The 26,453-nt window shown below is 35.8% G+C and carries 21 protein-coding genes; 6 read left to right on the forward strand and 15 right to left on the reverse strand.

Annotation, left to right across the window (positions count from 1 at the left end; all coding sequences use genetic code 11):
• Nucleotides 1-28 precede the first annotated feature (28 nt).
• From VK161_RS00820 to uvrA, 7 genes are all read right to left on the reverse strand, one after another.
• Entirely contained in the window at nt 29-2,431 is a 2,403-nt protein-coding gene (locus tag VK161_RS00820; protein WP_324212843.1) for an alpha-ketoacid dehydrogenase subunit alpha/beta, read from the reverse strand.
• A gap of 187 nt (nt 2,432-2,618) precedes the next feature.
• Nucleotides 2,619-5,420: an aminopeptidase gene (locus tag VK161_RS00825; RefSeq protein WP_324212844.1), complete on the reverse strand. Its 2,802-nt coding sequence runs from the start codon at nt 5,418-5,420 to the stop codon at nt 2,619-2,621.
• Complete coding sequence (locus tag VK161_RS00830) at nt 5,417-6,307, reverse strand: hypothetical protein (protein ID WP_324212845.1); 891 nt, start codon at nt 6,305-6,307, stop codon at nt 5,417-5,419. Before VK161_RS00830 ends, VK161_RS00825 begins: the two co-directional genes overlap by 4 nt.
• A complete protein-coding gene (locus VK161_RS00835; protein WP_324212846.1) occupies nt 6,307-7,740 on the reverse strand; it encodes an MBOAT family O-acyltransferase in 1,434 nt (477 codons plus the stop codon). Before VK161_RS00835 ends, VK161_RS00830 begins: the two co-directional genes overlap by 1 nt.
• 103 nt (nt 7,741-7,843) lie before the next feature.
• A complete protein-coding gene (locus tag VK161_RS00840) occupies nt 7,844-8,569 on the reverse strand; it encodes a TIGR00730 family Rossman fold protein (protein ID WP_324212847.1) in 726 nt (241 codons plus the stop codon).
• A gap of 198 nt (nt 8,570-8,767) precedes the next feature.
• Nucleotides 8,768-9,154 (reverse strand): nuclear transport factor 2 family protein, encoded by a 387-nt coding sequence (locus tag VK161_RS00845; protein ID WP_324212848.1) that lies wholly within the window; start codon nt 9,152-9,154, stop codon nt 8,768-8,770.
• A 125-nt stretch (nt 9,155-9,279) separates the two neighbouring features.
• Nucleotides 9,280-12,108 (reverse strand): excinuclease ABC subunit UvrA, encoded by a 2,829-nt coding sequence (uvrA, locus tag VK161_RS00850; protein ID WP_324212849.1) that lies wholly within the window; start codon nt 12,106-12,108, stop codon nt 9,280-9,282.
• A gap of 126 nt (nt 12,109-12,234) precedes the next feature.
• On the opposite strand from uvrA, the gene VK161_RS00855 reads away from it, so the two are divergent.
• On the forward strand, nt 12,235-12,756 hold the full coding sequence (locus tag VK161_RS00855) for a hypothetical protein (RefSeq protein ID WP_324212850.1): 522 nt from the start codon (nt 12,235-12,237) through the stop codon (nt 12,754-12,756).
• A 55-nt stretch (nt 12,757-12,811) separates the two neighbouring features.
• Here the strand turns inward: VK161_RS00855 and VK161_RS00860 are convergent, their stop codons facing one another.
• The 3 genes from VK161_RS00860 to VK161_RS00870 all read right to left on the reverse strand — a co-directional run bounded on the left by VK161_RS00860 (nt 12,812) and on the right by VK161_RS00870 (nt 16,207).
• Nucleotides 12,812-14,632 carry a chloride channel protein gene (locus VK161_RS00860; RefSeq protein WP_324212851.1) on the reverse strand — a complete coding sequence of 607 codons (1,821 nt, stop codon included), beginning with the start codon at nt 14,630-14,632 and terminating at the stop codon, nt 12,812-12,814.
• Nucleotides 14,633-14,728: 96 nt separating this feature from the next.
• The gene (locus tag VK161_RS00865; protein WP_324212852.1) at nt 14,729-15,199 is read right to left on the reverse strand and encodes a hypothetical protein; all 471 of its coding nucleotides are present in this window, start codon (nt 15,197-15,199) and stop codon (nt 14,729-14,731) included.
• Nucleotides 15,200-15,208: 9 nt separating this feature from the next.
• Complete coding sequence (locus VK161_RS00870; protein WP_324212853.1) at nt 15,209-16,207, reverse strand: SIMPL domain-containing protein; 999 nt, start codon at nt 16,205-16,207, stop codon at nt 15,209-15,211.
• A 171-nt stretch (nt 16,208-16,378) separates the two neighbouring features.
• Between VK161_RS00870 and VK161_RS00875 the strand changes: the two genes are divergently transcribed.
• Entirely contained in the window at nt 16,379-17,308 is a 930-nt protein-coding gene (locus VK161_RS00875; RefSeq protein ID WP_324212854.1) for a hypothetical protein, read from the forward strand.
• A 1-nt stretch (nt 17,309) separates the two neighbouring features.
• Entirely contained in the window at nt 17,310-17,876 is a 567-nt protein-coding gene (locus tag VK161_RS00880; RefSeq protein ID WP_324212855.1) for a hypothetical protein, read from the forward strand.
• A 155-nt stretch (nt 17,877-18,031) separates the two neighbouring features.
• Here the strand turns inward: VK161_RS00880 and VK161_RS00885 are convergent, their stop codons facing one another.
• From VK161_RS00885 to VK161_RS00895, 3 genes are read right to left on the reverse strand one after another with little or no spacing between them, the layout of a single operon-like run.
• Nucleotides 18,032-18,700 (reverse strand): DNA alkylation repair protein, encoded by a 669-nt coding sequence (locus VK161_RS00885; RefSeq protein WP_324212856.1) that lies wholly within the window; start codon nt 18,698-18,700, stop codon nt 18,032-18,034.
• Between the two features lie 9 nt (nt 18,701-18,709).
• Entirely contained in the window at nt 18,710-20,386 is a 1,677-nt protein-coding gene (ggt, locus tag VK161_RS00890; RefSeq protein ID WP_324212857.1) for a gamma-glutamyltransferase, read from the reverse strand.
• Complete coding sequence (locus VK161_RS00895; protein WP_324212858.1) at nt 20,383-20,967, reverse strand: ACP phosphodiesterase; 585 nt, start codon at nt 20,965-20,967, stop codon at nt 20,383-20,385. The genes ggt and VK161_RS00895 overlap by 4 nt, the downstream gene beginning before the upstream one ends.
• 164 nt (nt 20,968-21,131) lie before the next feature.
• Between VK161_RS00895 and glmM the strand changes: the two genes are divergently transcribed.
• The 3 genes from glmM to VK161_RS00910 all read left to right on the forward strand — a co-directional run bounded on the left by glmM (nt 21,132) and on the right by VK161_RS00910 (nt 25,433).
• A complete protein-coding gene (gene glmM / locus VK161_RS00900; protein WP_324212859.1) occupies nt 21,132-22,520 on the forward strand; it encodes a phosphoglucosamine mutase in 1,389 nt (462 codons plus the stop codon).
• A 256-nt stretch (nt 22,521-22,776) separates the two neighbouring features.
• Complete coding sequence (locus VK161_RS00905) at nt 22,777-23,730, forward strand: hypothetical protein (protein ID WP_324212860.1); 954 nt, start codon at nt 22,777-22,779, stop codon at nt 23,728-23,730.
• A gap of 119 nt (nt 23,731-23,849) precedes the next feature.
• Nucleotides 23,850-25,433: a S41 family peptidase gene (locus tag VK161_RS00910; RefSeq protein ID WP_324212861.1), complete on the forward strand. Its 1,584-nt coding sequence runs from the start codon at nt 23,850-23,852 to the stop codon at nt 25,431-25,433.
• Between the two features lie 66 nt (nt 25,434-25,499).
• On the opposite strand, the gene VK161_RS00915 is transcribed toward VK161_RS00910, so the two are convergent.
• Together VK161_RS00915 and VK161_RS00920 are read right to left on the reverse strand one after the other, a co-directional pair.
• On the reverse strand, nt 25,500-25,940 hold the full coding sequence (locus VK161_RS00915; RefSeq protein WP_324212862.1) for a VOC family protein: 441 nt from the start codon (nt 25,938-25,940) through the stop codon (nt 25,500-25,502).
• Between the two features lie 22 nt (nt 25,941-25,962).
• The gene (locus VK161_RS00920; RefSeq protein WP_324212863.1) at nt 25,963-26,403 is read right to left on the reverse strand and encodes an SRPBCC domain-containing protein; all 441 of its coding nucleotides are present in this window, start codon (nt 26,401-26,403) and stop codon (nt 25,963-25,965) included.
• Nucleotides 26,404-26,453: the final 50 nt, after the last annotated feature.

The raw sequence follows: 26,453 nt of genomic DNA on the forward strand, positions 1-26,453 counted from the left end.
GAGGATTAGATGATAGGCTTGAATTTATCTAAAATAAATCCGGATATAACGATGGATTTGCTTCATTCATAATGGCATATACTTTTTCATAAATATCTTCAATTGATGGTTTTGAGAAATAATCTCCATCGGTTCCGTAAGCAGGTCGATGTGGTTGTGAAGCCAACGTTTCTGGTTTGCTGTCTAAGAATTGATAACCGTTTTGTTCGTCAATGATTTGCTGTAAAATGAATGCACTTGCACCACCAGGAACGTCTTCGTCTATCACTAACAAACGATTGGTTTTGGCAATACTTTTGGCAATGTCATGATGAATGTCAAATGGTAAAAGTGATTGAACATCGATGATTTCACAATCAATTCCCACTTCTAACAATTCTTTTGCCGCTTGTTCTACCAAACGTAAAGTTGAGCCATATGAAACTAACGTAATGTCTTTTCCTTCTTTTAGGGTTTCAACCACACCAATCGGAGTTTTGAATTCACCTAAATTACGTGGCATTTTTTCTTTCAAACGATATCCATTCAAACATTCAACTATCAATGCAGGTTCGTCGGCTTCCATTAATGTATTGTAAAATCCGGCTGCTTTGGTCATGTTTCTCGGAACCAAAACGTGAATTCCTCGAATTGCATTAATAATCATTCCCATTGGTGAACCCGAATGCCAAACGCCTTCCAAACGGTGACCGCGAGTTCTGATGATTAACGGAGCTTTTTGTCGTCCGTGAGTTCTATATTGTAATGTTGCTAAATCGTCGCTCATGATTTGAATCGCGTACAGCAAATAATCTAAGTACTGAATTTCAGCTATCGGTCGCAAGCCACGCATTGCCATTCCAATTCCTTGTCCGAGTATCGTTGCTTCTCGAATTCCGGCATCAGCCACGCGCAATTCGCCGTATTTTTCCTGCAGGCCTTCCAAACCTTGATTCACATCACCAATGTTTCCAGAATCTTCTCCAAAAATCAAAGCTTCTGGGTATTTGGTAAAAATAGCATCAAAGTTGTCGCGCAACACCAAACGTGCATCCACTTCTTCAGAATCATCAGTGTAAATTGGAGCAACATTCTTAGAATTCAATACGTTTTTGTCCGATTGCGAAAACAAATGCGAACTGAATTTCGGTTGAATTTTAGACTTATAGGATGCGATCCAAGTGGCAATTTTAGCCTGACACGGTTCGTTGATGACCAAACGCAATACTTTTCGAGCTGTAGTCAAAATGTCTTTACGGATTGGTTCTTTTATCGATGCTAGTTCGGAAGCGTATTTTTCTATGAATACTTTATTGGATGAGGATGATGCACATTCATTCAACAAAGCAACTAATTCTTGTTGTTCTTCTTTTAAAGGTTGTACAAACGCATTCCAAGCCGCTTTTTTACCTTCTAAAACGTCTTTTTTCGATTGTTCTTCAATTTCAGATAATTCTTCGGTCGAAGCCAAATTGTTTTCAATCAGCCAATTGCGCATTTGAGCCACACAGTCAAACTCTGTTTCCCAAGCCAAACGTTCGGCATTTTTATAGCGTTCGTGTGAACCTGAAGTAGAATGTCCTTGCGGTTGAGTTAATTCTTGTACGTGAATCAAAACTGGAACGTGTTGTTCGCGTGCAATTTCGCCTGCTTTTTGATAGGTTTCTACTAATGCTGGATAATCCCAACCTTTTACGCGTAGAATTTCGTAACCGTTATTCTCGTTATCACGTTGAAATCCTTTTAGAATTTCAGAGATGTTTTCTTTAGTCGTTTGATAACGTGCATGCACTGAAATTCCGTATTCATCGTCCCAAACACTCATTACCATTGGTACTTGTAACACTCCAGCAGCATTGATGGTTTCGAAAAATAAACCTTCTGAAGTAGAAGCATTTCCAATGGTTCCCCAAGCTACTTCATTTCCATTTTCAGAAAAATTAGTTTGATTGATTCCGGTAACATTTCTGTATATTTTTGAAGCTTGAGCTAATCCTAACAAACGAGGCATTTGTCCGGCAGTTGGAGAAATATCAGCACTCGAGTTTTTCTGTTGAGTTAAATTATTCCAATTACCATTTTCATCTAACGAATGCGTTGCAAAGTGTCCACCCATTTGACGACCAGCACTCATCGGGTCAAAATTTAAATCGGTATGACCGTACAAACCAGCAAAAAACTGCTCAATTGTCATGGCACCAATCGCCATCATAAACGTTTGATCGCGGTAGTAACCCGAACGGAAATCACCATTCTTAAACGCTTTTGCTAAAGCCAATTGTGGCACTTCTTTTCCGTCACCAAAAATTCCGAATTTGGCTTTACCAGTAAGTACTTCACGTCTTCCAAGTAAACTACATTCGCGGCTGATGATTGCGGTTTTGTAATCGTTTAAAACTTCTTTTTTGAAATCGTCAAAAGTAATTTCAACTTTATTTAATGCTTCAGTCATAGTACAAGCGGAATTTCTTAAAAAAACAAATTTAATGAAAAAGTTAGACTTATTTACTTTTTTGAAGAAAATAATAATTTAACATTCAATAATAAAATCATTATAAATGAATTAAAAATTATGCTTTATTGATTTAAAACGACATTTAGCAGAGAATAATTCAATAAAAGGAAATGATTTTATTTGATTAAAACCATTTTCGTGTGAAAAGACTTATGATGGTATTGGTGCTAAAACTAGCAATGAATCGGATTTTTTCGGCGTATTGAGGTTGTCCGATTTCCCAACCATTATTGGAATAAACAGGTAAATACAATTCGAGATAATCGGTAACCAAATTCAATCGAATGCCACTATCATAAACAAATCGTTCGGGAATATTTTTATTTTTGATGAAACCGACATCACCATAAACCTCAATCCAATTCCAGACATTAAAACTCGCGTTGGTAGTTGCAATCCAGTCGTTGGCATACGGATTGGTCAATTTGGATTTGAATCCGCCTTCGGCAATTATGTATTGTTGACTAAATAAACCGGTGCTTTCGGAACGACCCAAATAGTTGTAATCAAACAGATAATCGGTCGGTCGATCCAATGCAAAATCAAAATAATTGGTCTCCGAAGTAGAGTAAATGAACTTTCCTAAATACAAACGTATACTGATTTGTCGGTTGTCATCGTACAGTCTTCTGTAACTTAGTTCACCAGCAATTTTCCCGAATTTATTGGCCACTTGTACATCGCCTAAAAATCCGAAATGCTTGGTGATTTCCGTTTTTGAGTTGACGTATCGCGCATTAAAAACCGAATAATTTCCTTCGAATGTATTAGTTACAAAATTACTCTTATCTCGGTCTACATAGATGTTTCTAAAATTGATTACTTGTCGTCGATTGTCGCGGTAATCGTATTCTCTGATGCGCAAACTTACCGAAGTATTCAATCGTTTGTAGAAGGCATCGGGTGCGTAATGAAAATAATCGCCGCTGATTCCGTAACGCACATTAAACAAATTGCTGTCGCGTCTGAATTGATTTACAACTACCGAAAATGTTCCAGTAAGCGATTGTGATTTAGTAGAATAAGACGGATTTACATCCAAATTGATGGGTTTGTCTAAAATGGTTTTGTTGTGAAAACGCAAGCCTGGAATTAATCCATCATAGTAATTATACTGTAAAGTCGGAACGTACACAATTTGGTTGTAAAACGGATCTTCCAAATCTTTTAAAAAGATGAATTTAATCGGTTTATTGGTAAGCGAAAAGGGTTTAAGCGACTTCCAATTGTTGCGTTGGTTGAATTCGGGTACTTCATTTTCGTAGTTGATGACAATTTTATCGGCGTCTTTTCTCGGAAACGAATACACACTGTCTTCATTGACTACATTAATCCATTCCTTGAAGACAATTTCTTTCTTTTTGACTCCGTAAACTGGAATCGGAACCATCACATTCGTTTTGTTTTTTAGTTGGAAAGAAACGGTGTTGTCGTCTTTTTTAACATCATCGAACTTGTAATCAATAATTTTTCTCGAATCAATTATGATGTCAAAAAACCAGCGAATGTCCTTATCGGTATTGGCTTGAATGATTTCTTTTAATTGTAAATCGTCGGTTTGTTGTTGATTGGCAAGCGCGATAAACTGATTGATGGCAGTGTTCAAATTTTCTCTTCCCATGAACTCTGATAAGTATTTAAAACTCAATCCAGCACGGTATTTGGAAGCAATTTTTTCATTAAATCGAATCAAAGTATTTTTCGGATCTCCCAAAGGTTGATCAAGATTTTTACGCGCCATTAGCATATAAAAATAACTGTATTGACCATTGAAATCGAGGGAAACCAAGTTGTAACCACGTAAGATTTTCATTTTCGAAACATTACCCATCATTTTGGCTTCGGGGTAAAATTCGTCTATGTATTGCATCATGTAATAGATTTGAATCGCGTCAAAAACCCAATTATCTTTGCGTTGGTCAACGTACAAAGTATTTTTCAGATAATTATTCAAATACGTTTTTAAGAATTTCAATTCGAATATAAAATCATCGGGAAACGGACTGATGAAGGAAGGCAATTGGTTCAAACCGTAAAACGGATTTTGTTCGTAATCAACTTGAGAAACCGTAATGTTTTGAAGAGACGATTTTCCTAGTTTTTCAGCAACATAATTGACAATTTTATCAACGATAACTGCTTTTTTGATATCGTTTAATTTGTTGTCTTGCAAATTAGTTGAAACCAAAATAATAGAGTTTTTATAAACCGAAAACGTTGATTTTTTCTCCAAATAAAAAGCACTCTGCAACAGGTTTTTACCCGAAAAAGTATACACTACATTGTCTTTTTTCACCAACGGAATATCCGATGTCAATTCAAATCCACTTGGAACAATAATTTCCAAATCGATGTCGGTTTTGGAGTTAGCAATGTCGTCAATATTTAAATTTTCATACATCACAAACTTTTTGTTTTCGTAGCGCGCTGGCGTAAGAAAACAATTCTTAAGCATCATTTCATTATCGCTATTGTATCCGTATTTGGTAAAACGATCACTCGGAATTTTCAATACGTAGGTTATGGTAAAGGTTACTTTTTGACCCGGAGCTATTTTATCTTTCAGATGCAATTCAACCACATCGGGATGTTCGTCAAAACGACACCAATTCAGCATGAATTTTTTATCGTCAAAAACGGTAATACTGTTGGTACTTCCACGTTCTTTTTCGGATGCCAAGTGAAAACTACGCACAAATTCATCAGAAAAACGCTTTCCTAAAGGAGTGTTTTTATTGGAATACGCGTTGTTCCAATCGTTTAAAAGGATTGTGCTTAATGTGTCGTTACTTTGATTGTGAAAAGTCAATTCTTGATAAACACCCAATACTTTATTTCCAGCATCTACATTGACGGTAAGCTTCGAATGATGCTGAGCCATTGCCGAGATACAAAATAAAAGGAGTAAACAGCTTAACTTTTTCAAGGCGTTGATTTGGGTTTAAAAAATGCTTTAAATACGATTTTAGTAAATTCTTCTGCACCTTCTTTGTTCATGTGGCCACAGGTAGAAAAATACTTATCGTCGGTTACTGCATCTTCAAAGTTATGAATTTCTGGGTAAACTGACCGCAACTGTTTGAAATATTCGCGATTAATCGTACTCATACACATTGGAGTAGACATCGCAATCAAGTGGATGTTGTTCTTTTTGCAAATGGCTTTTATTTCTTCGTAAGCGGCATTTTTCTTGGGCGAATACTTCGATAAGTCGGCCGCAATCATGGGTCGCTGGTTTTTGAGTAAGGGATAAAAACCATCATTATCCAACGCATTAGTTTTTTTGTGAATGGCCGATTGGTAGAACTCTCTGAACCCAATTCGAGCATCGTAATTCATGTAACGATAAAACGGAATGTAGAGCAATTCGTTGTATTCGTCTATGTTTTTATAGTGATTTCGGATGGTTTCAGAAGTGTGAAGATACGGCATAAACAACGACCGAATCGCTTCTGAATGATCATTCGTATTGATGTTTAAATCAACTTGAAGGATTAGATTTTTAATCTTATAATTGCGCTCAACCATTAATTTCAACATCAAAGCCGATTCTTGTAAACGCGAGCGTGTCAAACCAAAATTGAATGTTTTATAGCCTTGTTCGTTGAAAATTTTGGGTACAAAATGATTGTTTACTCTCGACGAACCTAAAAAGACTACATCGTAATTTTGATCTTTCGAATTATATAAAAAATCGATTTTATTTCTCGATTTGGATTGATGGTACACCAACGTATACATCGCATCCAAAGCAATAGCAGTGATTAGTACAATCAGGATGAGTTTTCCAATAAATTTCAAAAACTGCTTCATTAGAATTGGAAATAAATAAATTCTTTATAGTCAGAATACACACCTAAAGCCAACAATGCGGCAATGCACAATCCGATTTTTAATCCGCTGTATCTGCCCGAAATAGGTTCGATTTTAGTACGATTGTTCCATTCAATTATGATGAAAAACAACAGTAAATAAATTAGTTCATAATTGTAGCGCTCGATTTTAAAATATTGGCTACTAAAATGCAAATCAGCAAACATTCTACTAATGTATAAATACGCATCTTGTATGGTTTTGGATCTGAAAAATATCCAAGCGAAACACGTAATTGCAAATGTGACCATTATATTGAAAACAATTTTCATCGATTCAAAATCGATTTTCAATTTAAATTCATCTACATTTTTACGGTTTCGTTTCAACAATAAAAGCGGTAAAAAATACAACGCATTAATCAATCCCCAAGCAATGAAGGTCCAATTGGCACCATGCCAAAATCCGCTCACTAAAAAAATGATGAACGTATTGCGTACTCTAAACCAGGTGTTTCCGTTACTTCCGCCCAATGGAATGTACAAATAATCCCTGAACCACGATGATAATGAAATGTGCCATTTACGCCAGAATTCGGCTATATCTCTTGAAAAATAAGGATAGTTGAAGTTTTTGAGCAAGTCGATTCCGAATAACTTTGACGTTCCTAAAGCAATATCCGAGTAACCTGAAAAATCGCCGTAAATCTGAAAGGCAAAATAAATTGCACCTAATATCAACGATAACGAATTCATAGATTCGTAATTATCAAAAATAGCATTGGCATAGACTGCACACGAATCGGCAATCACCACTTTTTTCACCAATCCCCAAATGATTTGATAAATGCCTTCTTTTGCTTTTTCAAAATTGAAATCGCGTTTGATTTTCAGTTGCGGCAATAGATGAGTGGCGCGCTCTATTGGTCCGGCCACTAAAAGTGGAAAATAACTCACAAACAGCGAATAATCAACAAAATTTCGTTCCGATTGAATGCGTTTGTAGTAAATATCAATGATGTACGACAAACCGTGAAACGTATAAAACGATATCCCAACAGGAAGTATTAATTTGAGTAAAATCGGAGTTGCTTCAAAGCCAAATGATCGTGCTAAATCGGCAAACGAACTCGCAAAAAAGTTGTAGTATTTAAAAACGCCTAGAAATCCTAAGTTAATTGAAATACAAAGCCAAAGCCACATTTTTCGTTGGTGTGAATCTTGACTTTTTTCAATTTGAATCGCAGAAAAATAGTCTAAAAGGGTTGAGAATACCAATAAAAACAAAAACCGCCAATCCCAACACGAATAAAAATAGTAACTCGCAACAATCAGCAATGCGTTTTGAGTTGTTTTCGACTTGTTCAACACAAACCAATACAACGCAAAAACTATGGGGAGAAAAATTGCGAAATGAAACGAATTGAAAAACATCTTATACGTTAATTAGCTATCAGCTATCAGCTGTCAGCTTTTAGCAATTGGTAAATTTTAACATAATTGCTAAAAGCTAACCGCTAAAAGCTAACTGCATAACTTAAAAGTTCGGACTCAAATTGTATTTCTTGTAGAAATTATCCAATGCTTCAACCACTTCGTCTTCAGTATCTACAATTTTGATTAGGTTCAAATCTTCCGGGCTAGCGTTTTTCTGCTTGTCAATCATTACATTTTTAATCCAATCGAGCAAACCAGTCCAGTATTCGGTTCCGACCAAAATAATCGGGAATTTCCCAATCTTTTTCGTCTGTATCAACGTAATTGCTTCAAACAATTCGTCTAAAGTTCCAAATCCGCCGGGCATGACCACAAAACCTTGTGAATACTTTACAAACATTACTTTTCGAACAAAAAAGTAGTCGAAATTCAAGTTTTTATCTTTATCAATATACGGATTAAAATGCTGCTCAAAAGGCAATTCGATGTTCAAACCTACCGATGTTCCTTCACCGCGATGCGCGCCTTTATTTCCGGCTTCCATAATTCCGGGTCCACCGCCCGTAATCACACCATAACCTGCTTTACTGATTTTGTAAGCAATACTTTCTGCCAATAAGTAATATTTATCATCGGGCTTGGTTCGTGCCGATCCAAAAATCGATACACAAGGTCCAATTCGCGCCATACTTTCGTACCCATTCACAAACTCCGACATGATTTTAAAAATCGCCCATGAGTCGTTAGAGCGGATTTCATTCCACGTTTTTTGCTTTAATCGGTCGTGTATTTTTTCGTCTTCGTTTTCGTACTGTTCAAATGCCATAATCGTTTTTTTTAGTAGCTAATCCAGCTATTCATTCCAAGTTTATTCAATTCAATCTATTTTTTTAAGCTATAAAAATAGCTTCCGTTGGTCGCTTTTTTCCAGCAAAAAAAATGAGCTTTCATTTTCATAAAGCTTTCCATTCCTATCTGGGCTAGAAAAAGCGTGCTAAAGTAACTCTTTTTTCAAAAACGAGGTTTAATTGATAAAAGTAACTTTAACTATTTTGTTGTTTTCGACTTCGTAAATCGCTATCGAACTGAATTCAGTGTCATTGTATTTGACCCATTCATCATCAATAACTATATTTTTACGTACAATTCGGTTTTTAATCGTGCAGTTCAACACTTTTGCATTCTTAAAGAAAGAGGCATAACTTTCTCGCATCGCTGCCTTTCCTTCTGATTCCAATTTATTCGGAAAAGTATACATCTTCACATCCTCCGAATAAAAACTTAAAAAAGCTTCAATATCCCGACTGTTGTAGGCTTCCAGTTGTTCTTGAACTACTTGTTCAGTAGTTTTTTCTTGCGACCAACTACAAAAGTGGATTAGAAAAAAGGAAATTAAAAATATTTTTTTCATATAATATAATTTATAGTTCTTGATTACTATCTTAAAGTTGCAAAGTTGCAAAGTTTCAAAGTCTTACAGTCTTAAAATCTTACAGTCATACAGTCTTACAATCTTACAGTCTTACAGTCTCACATTCAAAGTTCTTTCCTCAAAAACTGCGCTGTATAACTCTTCTTATTTTTAATAATTTCTTCAGGCGTTCCAGTGCACAAAATTTCTCCTCCGCCTTTTCCACCTTCCATTCCAACGTCAATAATGTAGTCGGCCAATTTGATTACGTCCATATTGTGTTCAATAATTACAATCGTATTGCCTTTGTCAACCAATTTATGAATCACGTCCATCAACACTCTAATGTCTTCAAAATGCAAACCAGTTGTAGGTTCGTCCATGATGTAAAACGTGTTTCCCGTATCTTTTTTAGACAATTCGGTTGCCAACTTAATGCGCTGTGCTTCACCGCCCGAAAGTGTCGTGCTTTGTTGACCGAGTGTAATATAACCCAAACCAACGTCTTGTATGGTTTTGACTTTTCGGTAAATCTTCGGAATGTTTTCAAAGAAATCTACGGCTTCATCTACCGTCATGTTCAGTACATCCGAAATGGATTTTCCTTTGAAACGAATTTCCAAAGTTTCTCGGTTAAAACGTTTCCCTTGACAGGTTTCACATTCCACATACACATCAGGTAAAAAACTCATTTCAATCGTTCTTACTCCAGAACCTTCACAGGTTTCGCATCGTCCACCAGCCACATTAAAACTAAATCGTCCGGCTTTGTAACCGCGAATCATCGCTTCGGGTGTTTGAGTAAATAGTGTTCTAATTTCACTAAAAACATCCGTATATGTCGCCGGATTACTTCGTGGTGTACGACCAATCGGACTTTGATCAATGTCGATTACCTTATCAATGTGTTCCAAACCTTCAATTTTTTTGAACGGTTGTGGTTTTTTGACCGCATTGAAAAAATGCTCGTTCAAAATAGGGTAGAGCGTTTCATTAATCAACGTCGATTTTCCGCTGCCTGAAACTCCGGTTACGCAAATCAGTTTTCCTAATGGAAATTCTACCGAAACATTTTTTAAATTATTTCCCGTTGCACCAATCAATTTCAAGGTTTTTCCGTTGCCTTTACGACGTGTTTTCGGAACTTCAATTTTCTTTTCTCCGTTGATGTACTGAGCGGTTAACGTATGTTCGGCTAATAATTGTTTCGGTGTTCCTTCACTGATGATTTTTCCGCCAAAACGTCCGGCTTTCGGACCAATATCAATGACCCAATCCGCACGTTCAATCATGTCTTTGTCGTGTTCTACCACCAAAACGGAATTTCCAATATCACGTAAATTTTCAAGAGAATTGATCAATCGTTCGTTGTCACGCTGATGCAAACCAATACTTGGTTCGTCCAAAATATACAAAACACCCACTAATTGCGAACCAATTTGCGTAGCCAAACGAATGCGTTGGGCTTCACCACCCGAAAGCGATTTGGAGCTTCTGCTCAACGCCAAATAATTCAATCCAACGTCCATTAAAAACTGCAAGCGCGCTCTGATTTCCTTCAAAACTTCTGAGGCAATGGCTTTTTGTTTATCAGTCAGTTGACTTTCTAATTCGTTGAACCAAATCGTCAATTCCGAAACATCCATTTGGGATAAATCGGCTATATTTTTATCTAAAATTTTAAAGTACAACGATTCTTTTTTCAAACGCGAACCATGGCAATCCGGACATTCAATTTCGTCCATGAATTCTTTCGCCCAACGTTTGATGGTAGACGAACCACTTTCGTCGTGCTGGTTTTTGATGAAATGCGAAATGCCTTCAAAATCAATTTTATATTCTTTGGTAACGCCAGCCGCTTTTGATGTAACGGAAAATTTCTCGTTTCCACCGTTCAAAATCATTTCCATGGCTTCGGCTGGAATCGTTTCAATAGCGTCGGATAATGTAAATCCGAATTTCTCACCAATAATTTCGAGTTGTTTGAACATCCACGAACTTTTGAATTCGCCCAACGGAGCCAATCCACCTGCTTTTATTGATAATTTCGGATTCGGAATGATTTTCTTTTCATTGATTTGATTGACCGTTCCTAAACCATTACAATGTTCGCACGCACCTTTGGGTGAGTTGAACGAAAATAAATTCGGTTCCGGATTTTGATACGAAATTCCCGTTGTTGGACACATCAACGTTCGACTGAAAAAACGAACTTCTTTGCTGTCGTGTTCAATCACCATCATGATATCATCACCGTGATGCATAGCAGTTTTGATGCTTTCGGCTAAGCGTTTATCCGTATCTTCATTTTGTTCAATTTGCATGCGATCAATCACAATTTCGATATCGTGAGTTTTATACCGATCGAGTTTCATTCCGACTACAATGTCTTGAATTTCACCATTCACTCTCACTTTTACAAAGCCTTGTTTGGCAATTTGTTGGAACAATTCGGCGTAATGACCTTTACGAGCGCGAATTACAGGAGCGAGAATATTCACTCTTTTTCCAGTAAAATTATTGATGATTAATTCCTTGATTTGTTCATCCGAATAGGAAACCATTTTTTCGCCTGTGTTATAACTGTAAGCATCGGCAGCACGAGCAAATAGCAAACGCAAGAAATCGTAAATTTCAGTGATGGTTCCTACAGTGGAACGTGGCGATTTACTCGTAGTTTTTTGCTCGATGGCAATTACAGGCGAAAGTCCATCAATTTTATCCACATCCGGGCGTTCCAATCCGCCAAGGAATTGTCGCGCGTAAGCTGAAAAGGTTTCAATATAACGACGTTGACCTTCAGCATAAATAGTATCGAAAGCCAAAGACGATTTTCCTGAACCCGAGAGACCGGTGATTACGACCAGTTTTTCCCTCGGAATCGAGACGTCAATATTTTTTAAATTATGAACGCGAGCGCCAATAACTTCAAGTGTTTCTTCTGAGTGTTGCATAACAATTTTACATCCGAAAAGTCGGAATCGCAAAAGTACAATTTTAGACTTAAATTTTATGCAGACTAGCGTGAAGTTTTTTGTTAAAGATTTCTATATTTGAAAAAATTAAAATTGAAATAACACATGAATATTTTAGGCATTGGCTCACGTATTAAGCATCCGGAACACGGATTAGGAGTAGTTACCAACGTAACATCAAAGCATTATTGGGTAACTTTTATTGAAAGTGGATTAGAAACTATCGATGTTGACGCTACTTTTGAAGTAATTGAAGCGGTTGAAGATGAGGTAGATACAGTGAGTTTTTATGAAGTAGAGCGCACTTTGAAAAACCTATTGCAAAAATGGTCGGACGTGTCACAAATTGTTCCGATTGCAGATAAATGGAAAGGTGGAAAATTGGTAATGGAACCAGGAACTGCCACTCAAAATAAAGAAGTTCCTATTGATACTTTTTTCAATAAAATAATTATGGTTAGAGACCGACTTCGTGTAATGGAACAAAAAATAAATTCAAGTAATTTAGATAATTCTGAAAAAGTGGAATTACAACAATACATCACCAGATGTTACGGAAGTTTGACCACATTCAATGTGTTGTTTAAAAGCACAAATGATTATTTTGTGGGTGAGAAAACGAAGTAGTTTATAATTAACCCTTCTAGGGTTTTAAACCCTTGAAGGGTTGAAAAAATAGGTTTTATTCAATAATCATTTCCTTCAACTTATCTCTATAGGCTTCTAGCACATCTACTTTTGAAAGCAAACCGTAAAATTTACCTGATTTTATTACGGGTAGAAGTGTCTCTTCTGACGATTCAAATTTGTCCATAATGGTTTCCATACCATCGTCGTGATTCAAGATTTCTTTAGGTTGTGAAAGTACTTCTTCGACAGTGGTAAATTTTATACGATACGGATTAAAAACGAAAGAGCGAATTTCTTCAAAATCAACCACTCCAATTAGTTTTTGTTTTTCATCCAGAACCGGAATCAAATTTTGTTTGGAATTCGATAAATGTTCGACCACATTTTCTAACGATTTATCTAACGAAATAGAATGAACATCAGTTCGTACTAATTTCAGAAAATCGATGCTTTGTAATATGTTTTTGTCTTTGTCACTCGTAAAAACTTCGCCTTTATCTGCTAATGCTTTTACGTCCATTGAATGTTTTTCAAACTGTCGGGAAACCGCATAACTGATTGAAGAAACAATCATCAGTGGAACCATTAAATCGTAACCTCCCGTTATTTCTCCGATAAGGAAAATAGCAGTTAACGGCGCATGGAACAATCCGCTCAAAATTCCTGCCATTCCCACAATCGTAAAATTAGTTATCGGCAAATTCGAATTGATTCCAGTCAAATGCATGAATTTCGAAACAATAAATCCCAGATATGATCCTACAAAAAGTGATGGTGCAAAATTTCCTCCATTTCCACCCGAACCCAGTGTTAATCCGGTGGCAAATGATTTTAACAAAGTTGTCATTCCGATGAAAATAAGCAACAACCATTCGTTGCTTTTGTGGCTTTCCAATAAAGTGTTATCCAATAAAATCTCAGGATGTTTGGTGGAGAGCGTTTTGATGCTTTCATAACCTTCGCCAAATAGAGTAGGAAAGAAGAAGATTAAAACTGCTAAAATTCCGGCTCCGTACAGTGCTTTTCGGTAACCGTTGGTTTTAAATCGGCTGAAATAATGCTCGACTTTTCTAAAATTTCGCGCGTGTAACACAGAGACAAATCCGGCTAAAATTCCGAGTAAAATGTAATACGGTGTATTGTGAAAATCAAAATTTTGTTCTTGCTCAAAGCTCAATAAAATAGCTTGAGTCAAAACGATTTTAGAAACCAAAGCACCCGTTGCTGCTGCAATGATTATCGGAATAAAAGCTGAAATGGTGATGTCAGTCAAAACCACTTCAATGGCAAACAAAACACCCGCAATGGGAGCATTGAACGCTGCACCAATTCCAGCTGCAACGCCACACGAAAGCAATAAAATGCGGTCTTTTTGTGAGAGTTTGTATTTTTGTGCAAAGTTGGAACCAAACGCTGCTCCAGTAATAGTAATCGGACTTTCCAATCCAGCCGAACCACCCAAACCTACGGTCAATGAACTCGTAATAATCTGAGCGTACATTTGTTTTTTGGGTAGAATTCCGCCTTTTTTGGCAACCGCGAATAATATTCTAGAACTTCCTTTTTCGATTGAACCATCCAGAAATTTCCGAATAACAAAAACGGTGAGTAGAATTCCGATGATTGGGAAAATACTATTCGCGTAGGGTAATTTAAGGTATTGATTGGCATAATTGGCAAAAATGAACACGTTGTGCGCAAAACTTTTCAGTATAATCACCGCAAACGCACACGAAATGGCAACCGCAACACTCGATAAATAAATAAAATTGCGTTCGGATAGTACTATTTTGGCCAAGAAGAACAACGATTCTAATCGGCGCATCATCTTTCTAAAAAACAATAAAATCTTGGTTGTAACTCGGTTTGGCATTTTTGATTTGATGTGAATTACAAAAGTAGTGTTTTATAAATTTACAAATAAATCCAATGAAGTATATTTTCATTGGATTTATTCATTCTATAGTATTTAATTGTCACAATTTCCTTTCCTAAATACCACTTCTATTGGTTTGTAGACTCTTTCTCCAAATCGAGTATGGTATTCGTAAGAGTCAAAGTTACCGCATAGATTGTATTTATCATTCTCGGTAATTTTAATTTCTGTTGTTTCCAAGGTTGCATAATTATTATCCCCATATTCGCAGACACTTTCGATTTTTAAGTACCAATTTTCTGTATCAAAATTGTGGCCAACAATAATGCTGTATTCATCTGATAGAAAAGGAAATTTATTCTTTTGGGTTAGAATATAAACACGACTTTTTACAATTTTATCTTGCTTCTTTTTAACTAGAGTCACCTTTAAATTTGGAATTGTATTTGAATTGTCGGGTGCATGCACTTTTAAAACAATTATTGATGATCCATCATAAGGGCAATGTTGCGCTGAGATTGAATTATAAAATAGAATTACTAAAACGAATAGTATATTTTTCATGGTACAATTTTATAGATTCAATAATTTTATATCGCCTGTAGCCGTAATAATATAATAACGATTGTTTCTGATAATGGTGTTTTTGGGCAACTGATCTTCTTTCAATTTGATTCGAATGGTGATTTCATAAAACGCCTGAATCGTTGGTTCAGTGATATCAGCATTGAAAACAAAATTATGGTCTTTTACCAATGCGGCATTGTAATATTCAGTGGTGTTTTTCTTAATCGTATTCACTTCGCTTTTTGGGTCAAAATTGGCGTTGGCTTGAGAATACGCTTGGTAACTTCTGTAGCTTTCCATTGGATACGTAACATTAAAACCTTCTTGTAAAATCTTTTCTTTTTTGTTCAAATCGGTATTCATAATGAGTGAATAATTGTTCATCATGTCTTTGAATTGCTCCAAGGCTTTCTTTTGCATTTGTAGTCGCACCATATCAAAATTGGTGGTAACATAATCTACTTTGGCCAAATCATAAATCTCGTTTTTACCGCAAATGGCTACTATTTTGTCAAAGTCGTTATTGACTCTAAACTTAATAATGATGTTCTTTTTCAATTCGAATCCCGATGGTTTTTCGTTGTACGTTTTCGGGTTGAAAATCTTTTTTTCTACAGCATAATCATAGGTTGGAACAAACGAAATCATATCAGTAGCTACTTCAATCTCTTTGTTAAAAGCACTCAATTCTTTCATCACATTATTTACGCGTTCGTCCATTAAACTTGTAGCTTCTTCGGCTGTTTTTCCCAATTGTAAAATACTAAAAGTAGCAATTTGTGACGTGGCGCGTTCGTTGTAAATTCCTTTGATGACCAACACCATTTCGTCTTGACTACTCGAAGTCGTTTGAATGGTGTTTACTCGATTGACCTGATAATTTCCGTTTCCGTAATTGGCGTTTCCTTTTTCTTCTGCATAGTTGGCATTTCCATAAACTTGAGCGTTTGTTGCATTAAAGAATGCAATTGTTAGTGCGATGGTTGCGATAAAATTTGTTTTCATGATAAAATTTTTAAAGATTAATGATGCAATAGTACTCACACATTCAAAAGTTGGTTTAGCAAAACCACTTTCAACTTGCTGTAAACTTTTTTACTACATTTACAGCACTTTTACAGTAGGTTTTCAGCAGAAAAAGAACGCCTTAGTTGTATTTTTGAATCGAATTAAACCATGACCGAACTGGATTATTTTCAGCGATTAAAAGAAAAAGTGCTTTTGAAATACCAAGAGCAGTATCCTTTTTTTCAAGGAAATTGGAAAACTTTCAGCTCACAAGACATTCAGAATTTAATTGGTTTAATCGAAGTTCAATGCAAGCAAACCATTAGTGAAAAATGGATTTACACGCATTTAAAACCGGAGAACAATAGTAAAATTCCACGCAAAGACATGCTCAATATTTTGTCGGAGTTTGTAGGATATTCGGGTTGGGATGAGTTTACTTTTGAGGATAAAACAATCGTTGTTGAATCACAACCATCGTCTGAAACTAAAAAATCTAAAAAAGGAATTCTACTGATAGGATTAATTGTAGCAATTGGAATTACAGGTTTTATAATCTATAATAAGAATGCAAAACCAGAAGCACAAACCATCGAATTGCAAAATGAATTCACTAATGAAAATGTCAACAGTGAGGAAGTAAAAGTGTATCAGGTAAACGATTCGACGAAAACCGAATTAAAAGTAAATCAAGGAAAAGTAGAAGTAATAAATTCGTCTTATACAAAAACGAAATTGGTCATTCAGAGTCCGTTTTATGAGCCTAAAACCATCACGATAGATCCAAAAGTTCCTGTTGCCAATCCAGTACAAAGAATCGACTTAAAACCCGATGATTATGCGATGATGCTCAAAGCGTTTATGGTTTCGGACATTAAAAACTGGCAAACACGTAAAGAACAGTTGAACCAGATTTTATCGGATAATTTGGAAGTAATTGTGATGTTGAAAGACGATTTGGGTGCCGAATTCTTTAATAAAAATGAATTTTCACAGAAGTTGATTGTGCCTTCTGAATCACTCAAAAAGATGAAAATTGTAGAAATTAAAAACGATGCTTCGAATAAAATTCAATTCATTCGCATCAAACAAGAATAAAATGAAACAGTTAGTATTCATAGTGTTTTTTTCGCTCATTGGACTTTCGAGTTGGAGTCAATCTGCACCTCATGAAGAGAAAGCAATTGCGACATCTTCGAAGAAAATTACTTTGGATAAAAAGATGAATTTCAGAGTGTTGAATGCCTATCAAAACAATTCAAAATCCAAAGTAGAGGATTTATTTGGCTATTTTCAATTGCTTACGGATGCTACTGTGGGCGATGATTTAAAGAAAGAAGTTATTGCAACCATTCAGCAATTGTACAAAAACACCAATACTAAAGTGATTGATTTTACTTCCGAATCACGTGAATTGATTCCGCTACAACAATTCCTTCAAAAATTACTTATTTCTGAGCCTATTTTGTTTACAATTTCGGAGGAAACCAATTACAGTTCAGTTACCGAAAACAGTTGGGCTACTTCGTATACTGTCACTCGAACCAAATCGGGTGTAATTTCCAAAATAAAAGTCAATCAAACAGTATATTTCTTTGATGAAAATAAGCAATTCGGAACTTCCACTAAATTAGTCCAGAGTACTTATTTAGGAGAAATGCAGTGATTTTTTAGCTTTGATTCAAGATCGTTTTTGCCACTGATTCACGGATTATAATTTTCTGAGTCTTCAAAATTTCTTCATCTCCGATGAAAATTCGAATAAAATCGAATCAATTACTGGCAAAAACATTCGTGAATTCGTGGTTGATAAATTAAATTTTATTTAATATTCCGCAATGCTTCTCGTTGACTTAACGGTTTTAAATTAGTAGAATTAACGTATTCTGTGACTCCACTTGGATTGAACCGACTGTAATCGCGCAATGCCCAACCAATTGCTTTTTGAATGAAAAATTCGTTCGAATGTTTGTGTTTTTCGCACTCGGATTTGAGTAAATCAAAGTCGGTATTGGTCTTGTAATCCAATTGAAAAATAATCGCGCTTCGGTTCAACCACATGTTCTCCGAATTGGAAAAGGATTCAATGACTTCCAATTTCTTTTCGGGAAATTGCAACAGATAATGCCCTAATGCATATTTTGCTAAAGTATCAACCGAATCCCACCATGAATGGGTAATCAACATTTTTTCGATGAGTTGAATGTCGTTAACAACATATTTTTTCTTGATTTCTTTGATAATCAAATCGATGCCACATTGATGAAATTCGCGTTCTTTTTTGGTGAATAATTCCCAAGAAATTGTTCTAAAATTGGATTTGATTTCGTCTTTATGTTGGTCATATTTACTTTTAAAAATAGATCTTCGTTCATCAGTTTTGATTCCGAGAAAAGCAAAATTATTCTTCATGTAATTTTCCATCGAAATGGCTTCTTCACGATTGGCATTTTGGCGTAGTTCGGTTTCTAAGTCACTAATAAAATTCATAAGTGTAAATTAATATCCAATTGCTTTATCATCACCACGATAATCAGCACCACCTTCCAATGTTCCGTTTGGCAACACTAAAATGGCATCTACTTTTCCGGTAATATTGGCAGTTTGTTGGTTGATGTTATAGCCTTTTGATAGTAGTTTTTTCAATGTTGTCGATTCAAATTGATCCGGTTCAAACAGAATTTCATCAGGTAACCATTGATGATGAAAACGAGCCGAATTTACCGCTTCTTGCATTCCCATATCAAATTCGTATACATTCAAAATGGTTTGCAAAACTGAGGTGATGATGCGTGAACCGCCAGGAGTTCCCAAAACCATAAATAATTTGCCCTCTTTTTCAACAATGGTTGGCGTCATCGAACTCAGCATGCGTTTTTGTGGAGCGATACTATTGGCTTCGGCACCGACTAATCCGTAACTGTTGGGAACGCCTGGTTTAGCACTGAAATCATCCATTTGGTTGTTGAAAAAGAATCCCAATTCATCAGAATATAATTTAGAACCGTAAGCTCCATTTAAAGTTGTCGTTACCGAAACTGCATTTCCATCAGCATCTACAATAGAATAGTGTGTAGTTTCATCGCTTTCGGAAACGGAAATTTCACCGTGACTTACATCGGTTGATTTTGTTGCTTTTTTCCACGTGAATGAAGCCATTCTTTGATTTAAATAATATTTATCCAACAATTTAGATGTTGGAATAGTAACAAAATCTGGGTCGCCTAAAAAATAATTTCTATCGGCATAAGCTCGTCGTTCGGCTTCTACCAAAAGTTGAATGTATTTTTCTGAATTGTGTTTGTATTTGGATACATTGTAAGGAGCAATCATTGTCATAATTTGTGCCAATGTGATTCCACCGCTAGATGGAGGCGACATTGAAATGATTTTCAAATCTTTATACTCGAAAGTAATCGGAGTGCGCCATTTTGCTTCGTACAGCGCCAAATCGTCCATTGAAATGATTCCGCCTTTTTGTTGTAAAAAAGCAACTATTTTCTGAGCCGTTTCTCCTTTGTAAAACTCATCTTTACCATTATTCATTATTTTCGTCAATGTCTCGGCAAGAGCGGTGTATTTTATAGTGTCGCCCACTTTATACTTTTGAGCATATAAGGTTTGGTTTCCACTACTATTGATGATATCCTGCTGATTAACGTTAATTTGTTTTAATTGCTTTTCGGTTACCACAACTCCTTTTCTTGCCAAGGCAATTACTGGTTTGAAAATTTCAGACATTGGAAGTTTTCCAAACTTTTCATGAGCGGCAAAAATTCCTGCAATGGTTCCGGGAACTCCTACTGACAAAGCTCCGTTGACACTTAAGTTAGTTATCACAGTGCCATTTTCATCCAAATACATGTCTTTTGAAGCTTTTAAAGGTGCTTTTTCACGGTAATCCAATGCGCCAATTTCGCCATTGTTCAAGCGGTATACCATAAATCCGCCACCCGAAATATTTCCCGCATACGGATAACAAACAGCCAAAGCCAATTCGGTTGCCGCCATAGCATCAAATGCATTTCCACCTTTTTGTAAAATATCAATTCCAATTTGTGAAGCTTCTTCTCGAGCCGAAACTACCATGGCATTAGAAGTAATCAGTCCATTTGGTTTTTGACTGAATGAAAATAATGAAGTGAGAATTAATAAAAAGTAAATTATTCGCTTCATAATTCTTTTAATTTTTCGATGCAATGCTGTTGTAATTCGTCAAAAAACAACGTAAATTCTTCTTCAAATTCAGTATAAAATTGTTGAATTTCTACGATAGCTTCGTGCATATTTACACGATTTTTGGTTCGATGATCCATCTGAAATAAAATCATTTCTAAACCCGCAATTGAAGCGTAACTTACTAGCCAATTTCGGGCAATCATGTACGGCATCATTCCTTTGATTTTTTCAGTGAGGACATCATAATTTTCTTTGAGTAAATTGTAGAACGATTCGGAATAATCTTCCAATTTTTCATTCGAATACTGACTCCAGTTTTTGGCCAAAAAATGATCGTACACTATGTCCATAATCACACCCGAATAATGGCCGTATTTTTCGTGCAACCGGTGTTTGCTTTTGCGGTAAATCGGATGCGCATCGGTAAATGTGTCAATGTATCGATGGAGTAAAATACCTTTTTTGATTTCTTCGGGATAATCCAAATAATGATGACCGCGAATACTATCCGCCATGAAATTCCCGATTTTAAGTAAATCGTTGTCGCCAGAAAGATAGATGTGGGCAAGGAAATTCATTTTTTGTTTCTCGCAAAGGCACAAAGGCACAGAGACAATTAATCGTAAATATAGTAAACTTTAACAAAAATGTAGAAAATAAATTTTTAAAAAAAACTTTGCGACTTTGCGACTTTGCGAGACACATCTTAATATATTTGTCATCAGAAACAAAAAGAAAAACAATGACTTTAATAAAATCAATTTCAGGAATTCGCGGAACTATCGGTGGAAAAGTTGGCGATAACCTTACTCCAGTTGATGCTGTAAAATTTGCATCGGCGTATGGAACTTTTCTTAAAAATAATATTTCAAAAGATAAACTAAAAGTAGTAATCGGTCGTGATGCTCGTATCTCGGGACCAATGATTCACAATTTGGTGGTCAATACTTTAGTCGGATTGGGCATTGATGTCATTGATTTAGGCTTATCGACTACACCAACTGTAGAAGTCGCAGTTCCTTTGGAAAAAGCCGATGGTGGAATCATTTTGACGGCTTCTCACAATCCGAAACAGTGGAATGCATTGAAATTGTTGAATGAAAAAGGCGAATTTTTAAGCGGTGCCGATGGTGCTAAAATTTTAGAAATTGCCGAAGCCGAAGCTTTTGATTTTGTGGATGTGGATTCGTTGGGAGAAATTACGATTAACGATTCATACATGGACATTCACATTGATGAAGTATTGGAATTACCTTTGGTAGATGCTGAAGCTGTGGCCAAAAGAAAATTCAAAGTGGTTGTGGATGGAGTGAATTCGACGGGTGGAATTGTAATCCCGAATTTACTCGAACAAATGGGCGTAGAAGTAGTCAAATTGTACTGCGAACCGAACGGTCATTTTCCGCACAATCCTGAGCCTTTAAAAGAACATTTGGGTGATATTTGTAAGTTGGTTGTGGAAGAAAAAGCCGATTTCGGAATTGTAGTTGATCCTGATGTAGATCGTTTGGCGTTCATTTCGAATGACGGTGAAATGTTTGGCGAAGAATATACTTTGGTAGCAGTAGCCGATTATGTGTTGAGTAAAACTCACGGAAACACCGTTTCAAATATGTCGTCGTCTCGTGCTTTGAGAGACATTACCAACAAACACAACGGAAGTTATCAAGCCAGCGCTGTGGGCGAAGTGAATGTCGTTGAATTGATGAAAGCAACGAATGCGATTATTGGAGGTGAAGGAAACGGCGGAATCATTTACCCAGAATTGCATTACGGAAGAGACAGTTTGGTTGGAGTTGCTTTGTTTTTAACCCATTTGGCAAGTTTAGACATGACTGTGGCCGAATTACGAGCCAGTTATCCACAGTATTATATGAGTAAAAATAAAATCGAATTGACACCTCAAATTGACGTGGATGCGATTTTGGAAGCGATGACCGAAAAATATAAAAGCGAAAACATTTCGACCATTGATGGTGTGAAAATTGATTTTCCAACGGAATGGGTTCATTTACGAAAATCGAATACCGAACCGATTATCAGAATTTATACCGAAGCACCAACACAAGCGGAAGCTGATGCGTTGGCTCTGCGAATTATAGATGAAATAAAAGCCGTAGCTGGAATTTAATTGCACAGTTTTTGATGAAAAATTAAACCTGACTGGTTGTCGAATCGGTCAGGTTTATTGTTTAAAAAGATATTTCATTACGCAGAATTTATACACTAGGTTAGCCTTAATCATCGTTGCTTCAGCATTTCTAAACCGATGTCGCGGATTTGCAATCCGTGACTTAGCTTCTAAATTGTCAAAAGAATTAAAATTTCAACAACAAAATAAAACCTTTAGTTTTGTGTTTCTAAACTTCACAGCCAAGTAATCATTCATGAAAAAAATCATATCGAAAAGACATCCGTTTAAATTTTACCTTACTACTGTACTTGGTTTTGTATTTTTTATTTTATTGGCCACTGCTATGTTGTTTATTTTCAAGAAAGAACTGAATAGTGGAGCATTAGAAACAAAATCCTATTTTTTGCCTTTAGCTAGTTTATGTGTCTATGTTCTTGCTTTTTATACCGTATACAAGTATTACAAAAATGCACCACTACTTGAATTAGATAAACAAACGATTACTATTGGTAAGCAAACGTTCTCTTGGTCGGACGTAAAAAAAATTGAATTGACTGGAAAATGGAATTTTTCTTTTATCGGCTCTTTTCCTATGGAAGGCTTTGAAATTGAATTCCATGATGGAACCTCAAAGGTAATTTTTGATGATGTGTATTCCAATTCTTGGGAAATCAAATCATTCATTCAAAATGTCATTATTGACAAAAAAGATGTGCAATCATTAAATGCAACTAAAGTATCTATAAACGACACTAAATTTGAGCAGTTTGACGTTTTTAAGGGCAATCAGTTTACTTCATTTAGAGGTATAGCACTGTGGGGTTTTATAGTCTTTTTTACTTTAATGCTACTAACTAAAAATAGATTTCCCGAAACTAAAGGGTTCATTTTTTTAGTGATTATGGCTGTATTTTGGTTTATTTTTTTTTCCCATCAAATGAATTATTTCAGTTGCTCAAAAAACTTTTTCATCGTGAAAAATCATAATTTTCTGTGGCAAAATAAGATTTTTAAATTGACCGACATCAAAGAAATAGTTTTTGAAGCTCAAAATAATCAACCTAATTCGCTAAGAATCATTACCAAAGATTTCAGAAATAAACTATTCTCAGCTGGTACTTTAAGAGATCGCAATTGGCTGGAGATGAAAAGAGTTCTTGAAAAATACACTATTGAGGTCAGAAACGAATGCATACCAGAAGATTAAAACTTTGGTTAATCAACATTTTTTCTTCCTAAAAACAATCCACAATTAAAATTTTATCTTACGAGCAAAATCGATAGTTTTGTAAACCACGATGCTATTTTAATAAAAATAAAGTTTATATGCACAAAAGCACCATTGGGTTTTTGGTTTTGATTTCAATTGTATTGACCAACTGTACTTCAGTCGAGCAATTCAACCAAAAACTAGAACAACCCATTCCTGCAGAGCAACTGCAAAAAGACATCGATTATACCCAAAGAAAATTAGAACGTTATTATCCTAATTTGTACGGTTATATTTCCAAAGAGCAACTCAATTATAAGTTTGACAGCATCCGAAAAGTGGTGTCAAAACCCATGACGAGTAAGGAATTTTATTTTGTTATTAGTCCGGTGATTGCTTCAGTGCGTCAAGGTCACATGAGCATGTCGCCCGTTTCAAAAAGGGTTTCTAAAAAAGAAGCCAAACGTTTGAAAAAGAGTGGTGACGGACCATTATCGCAGTTTGTTTTTGAATGGAAAGCAGAGAAGTTGTATGTCGTTAAAAGTAAATCCAAGAAAAATAAAATTGATGAAGGAACGGAAGTCGTTTCAGTAAACGAAAGAACACCTCAAGATCTTTTTTCTAAATACAGAAAATCGTTTACTTCGGATGGTTTTAATACCACATTCATTCGCAAATCATTTGGAAAACGTTTTTCTCTTTTTATGACCAATGAAATCGGAATTAATGATAGTTTGACGTATGTTTTCAAGAAAAAAGATTCGTTGTTTACTAAAGTTGTTTCTCGAAATAAGCCTGTTGTCAAAACGACTCCTGTGGTAAAAGATTCGGTCAAAATTGTGGCTAAAACTCCAGTTGATAAAGCCAAACTCAAAAAAGAGAAAAAACTCAAACGAATTTATGGTTTTGATGCTACCAGTAAAGAATACGTCAAAAGTTTGAAAGTAGTTCCAACGGACAGTTCAGTGGCGATTTTAAAAATTAAAAACTTCTCTCAAGGTAGGTATTACAGAGTGTACGATGAGTTTTTTGATTCGATTAAAAAGATGAACATCAAAACGTTAGTGATTGATTTACGCGATAACCCTGGCGGAAGAGTTTCGGATGCGGTTGATTTGTATTCGTACCTTACCGACAAAGAATACACAATATTGCAACCTGCTGAAGTAACTTCGAAAACCAGTATGTGGAAATGGGGTGCATTTCGTTCGGCACCAAAATTAGCCTATCCATTTTTAGCGGCCGCTTATCCCTTTTATATGGGATTTTCCTACTTCAGAACCACCAAAAAAGATGACGGAAAGTATTATTACAAATTAGTAGGTTCGCGTCCGCAAAAAAACAGTCCCAATTATTTTTCAGGAAAAGTATACGTGTTGATTAACGGTGGAAGTTTTTCAGCTGCTTGTATTGTTGCTTCTTCATTAAAATCGAATCCCAACATAACTTTTGTGGGAGAAGAAACCGGCGGCGCTTTCAACGGAACCGTTGCAGGAATAATGCCAGTGGTACAACTGCCCAATTCAAAAATTCCCTTACGATTGGGATTAATGAACATCAAAACCATCAATCAAACCGATTTGGATGGAAGAGGAATTTTTCCTGATAAAGAAATCATTCCGACTATAGAAGATAAAATCGCTAATAAAGATCCTGAATTAGAATGGATTTTAGAAGATGTAAAAAATAAAAGACAATAATTTACCACAGATTCACAGATTAAAAGGGTAAGCTTTGAAAATCCGTGAATCTGTGGCAAAAAGGTGTTATTTTGGCATTTCGTCAAAATTCACCATCCAATTGATGCCGAATTTATCCGTAAACATTCCGAAATAAGCACCCCAAAAAGTGTTCGTCATTGGCATGAATACATTTGCGCCAGCTGAAAGTCCGTTGAACAAACGGTCAGCTTCTTCTCGACTCTCGGTATTGATAGAAACCGAAATATTAGTTCCAACAATTACATCGCCACTCTGACTTGTACTGTCGCTTCCCATCAAAGTTGTTTCTTTGCCTATGGGTAAACAAACGTGCATGATTCGGTTGGCTTCTTCTGCTGGTGGAGGTGGACAATTTTCATCGTCAGAAGGTGGCATTTCACTAAATCTTCCCATATAAGGAATTTCGCCACCAAAAACGGATTGATAAAACAGAAATGCTTCTTCGCAATTTCCGTTAAAAATTAAATAAGGGTTTACTGTTGCCATTGTTTATTGATTTATTGATTGTTTAATTGTTTTCTGATAATTCTTTTACACGTTCTAATGCTTTCGGGAAAGTGGTTTCAAAATACTCGATGTACTTTTCTGAGGTATCCATCAACACTTTCAAGGTTACAGAAGATGTGTTTGGAATTAATTCATAAATTTCCATTGCTCCAGTCCACTCTGAAGTAGCTTCATCAATAGGTTGAGGTTCAAAATTTTCCAACTCGCTGATGTGTTTGAAGGCGATGTATTGATGTTCTACTTTTTTTTCGATGATGCTGTTCATTCCTTTTCCGTCGGGAGTTAAAAAATGAACACTATCGCCTTCATTCCAATTGGTTTTTACGTACGTTCCTTCGCAAAAAACGGAAACCCAATCGCGGTAGGATGCATCTTCCCAAAGTGCGTTCCAAATTTTCTCTTTGGAAGCGTTAATTTCTATCTTAAATTCGAGTCTTTTCATAATTTGATGATGTTTATGACTAAACTGATTACTATTCGTTTAGTGATTAA

The sequence above is a fragment of the Flavobacterium sp. genome (genome assembly GCF_035299245.1).
Taxonomy (GTDB): Bacteria; Bacteroidota; Bacteroidia; order Flavobacteriales; family Flavobacteriaceae; genus Flavobacterium.

What these genes read in the sequence shown, in the direction of transcription:
- VK161_RS00820 (WP_324212843.1), bottom strand. Translation starts at nt 2,431, where the DNA reads ATGACTGAAGCATTAAATAAAGTTGAAATTACTTTTGACGATTTCAAA.
- VK161_RS00830 (WP_324212845.1), bottom strand. Translation starts at nt 6,307, where the DNA reads ATGAAGCAGTTTTTGAAATTTATTGGAAAACTCATCCTGATTGTACTA.
- VK161_RS00835 (WP_324212846.1), bottom strand. Translation starts at nt 7,740, where the DNA reads ATGTTTTTCAATTCGTTTCATTTCGCAATTTTTCTCCCCATAGTTTTT.
- VK161_RS00840 (WP_324212847.1), bottom strand. Translation starts at nt 8,569, where the DNA reads ATGGCATTTGAACAGTACGAAAACGAAGACGAAAAAATACACGACCGA.
- VK161_RS00845 (WP_324212848.1), bottom strand. Translation starts at nt 9,154, where the DNA reads ATGAAAAAAATATTTTTAATTTCCTTTTTTCTAATCCACTTTTGTAGT.
- uvrA (WP_324212849.1), bottom strand. Translation starts at nt 12,108, where the DNA reads ATGCAACACTCAGAAGAAACACTTGAAGTTATTGGCGCTCGCGTTCAT.
- VK161_RS00855 (WP_324212850.1), top strand. Translation starts at nt 12,235, where the DNA reads ATGAATATTTTAGGCATTGGCTCACGTATTAAGCATCCGGAACACGGA.
- VK161_RS00860 (WP_324212851.1), bottom strand. Translation starts at nt 14,632, where the DNA reads ATGCCAAACCGAGTTACAACCAAGATTTTATTGTTTTTTAGAAAGATG.
- VK161_RS00865 (WP_324212852.1), bottom strand. Translation starts at nt 15,199, where the DNA reads ATGAAAAATATACTATTCGTTTTAGTAATTCTATTTTATAATTCAATC.
- VK161_RS00870 (WP_324212853.1), bottom strand. Translation starts at nt 16,207, where the DNA reads ATGAAAACAAATTTTATCGCAACCATCGCACTAACAATTGCATTCTTT.
- VK161_RS00875 (WP_324212854.1), top strand. Translation starts at nt 16,379, where the DNA reads ATGACCGAACTGGATTATTTTCAGCGATTAAAAGAAAAAGTGCTTTTG.
- VK161_RS00880 (WP_324212855.1), top strand. Translation starts at nt 17,310, where the DNA reads ATGAAACAGTTAGTATTCATAGTGTTTTTTTCGCTCATTGGACTTTCG.
- VK161_RS00885 (WP_324212856.1), bottom strand. Translation starts at nt 18,700, where the DNA reads ATGAATTTTATTAGTGACTTAGAAACCGAACTACGCCAAAATGCCAAT.
- ggt (WP_324212857.1), bottom strand. Translation starts at nt 20,386, where the DNA reads ATGAAGCGAATAATTTACTTTTTATTAATTCTCACTTCATTATTTTCA.
- VK161_RS00895 (WP_324212858.1), bottom strand. Translation starts at nt 20,967, where the DNA reads ATGAATTTCCTTGCCCACATCTATCTTTCTGGCGACAACGATTTACTT.
- glmM (WP_324212859.1), top strand. Translation starts at nt 21,132, where the DNA reads ATGACTTTAATAAAATCAATTTCAGGAATTCGCGGAACTATCGGTGGA.
- VK161_RS00905 (WP_324212860.1), top strand. Translation starts at nt 22,777, where the DNA reads ATGAAAAAAATCATATCGAAAAGACATCCGTTTAAATTTTACCTTACT.
- VK161_RS00910 (WP_324212861.1), top strand. Translation starts at nt 23,850, where the DNA reads ATGCACAAAAGCACCATTGGGTTTTTGGTTTTGATTTCAATTGTATTG.
- VK161_RS00915 (WP_324212862.1), bottom strand. Translation starts at nt 25,940, where the DNA reads ATGGCAACAGTAAACCCTTATTTAATTTTTAACGGAAATTGCGAAGAA.
- VK161_RS00920 (WP_324212863.1), bottom strand. Translation starts at nt 26,403, where the DNA reads ATGAAAAGACTCGAATTTAAGATAGAAATTAACGCTTCCAAAGAGAAA.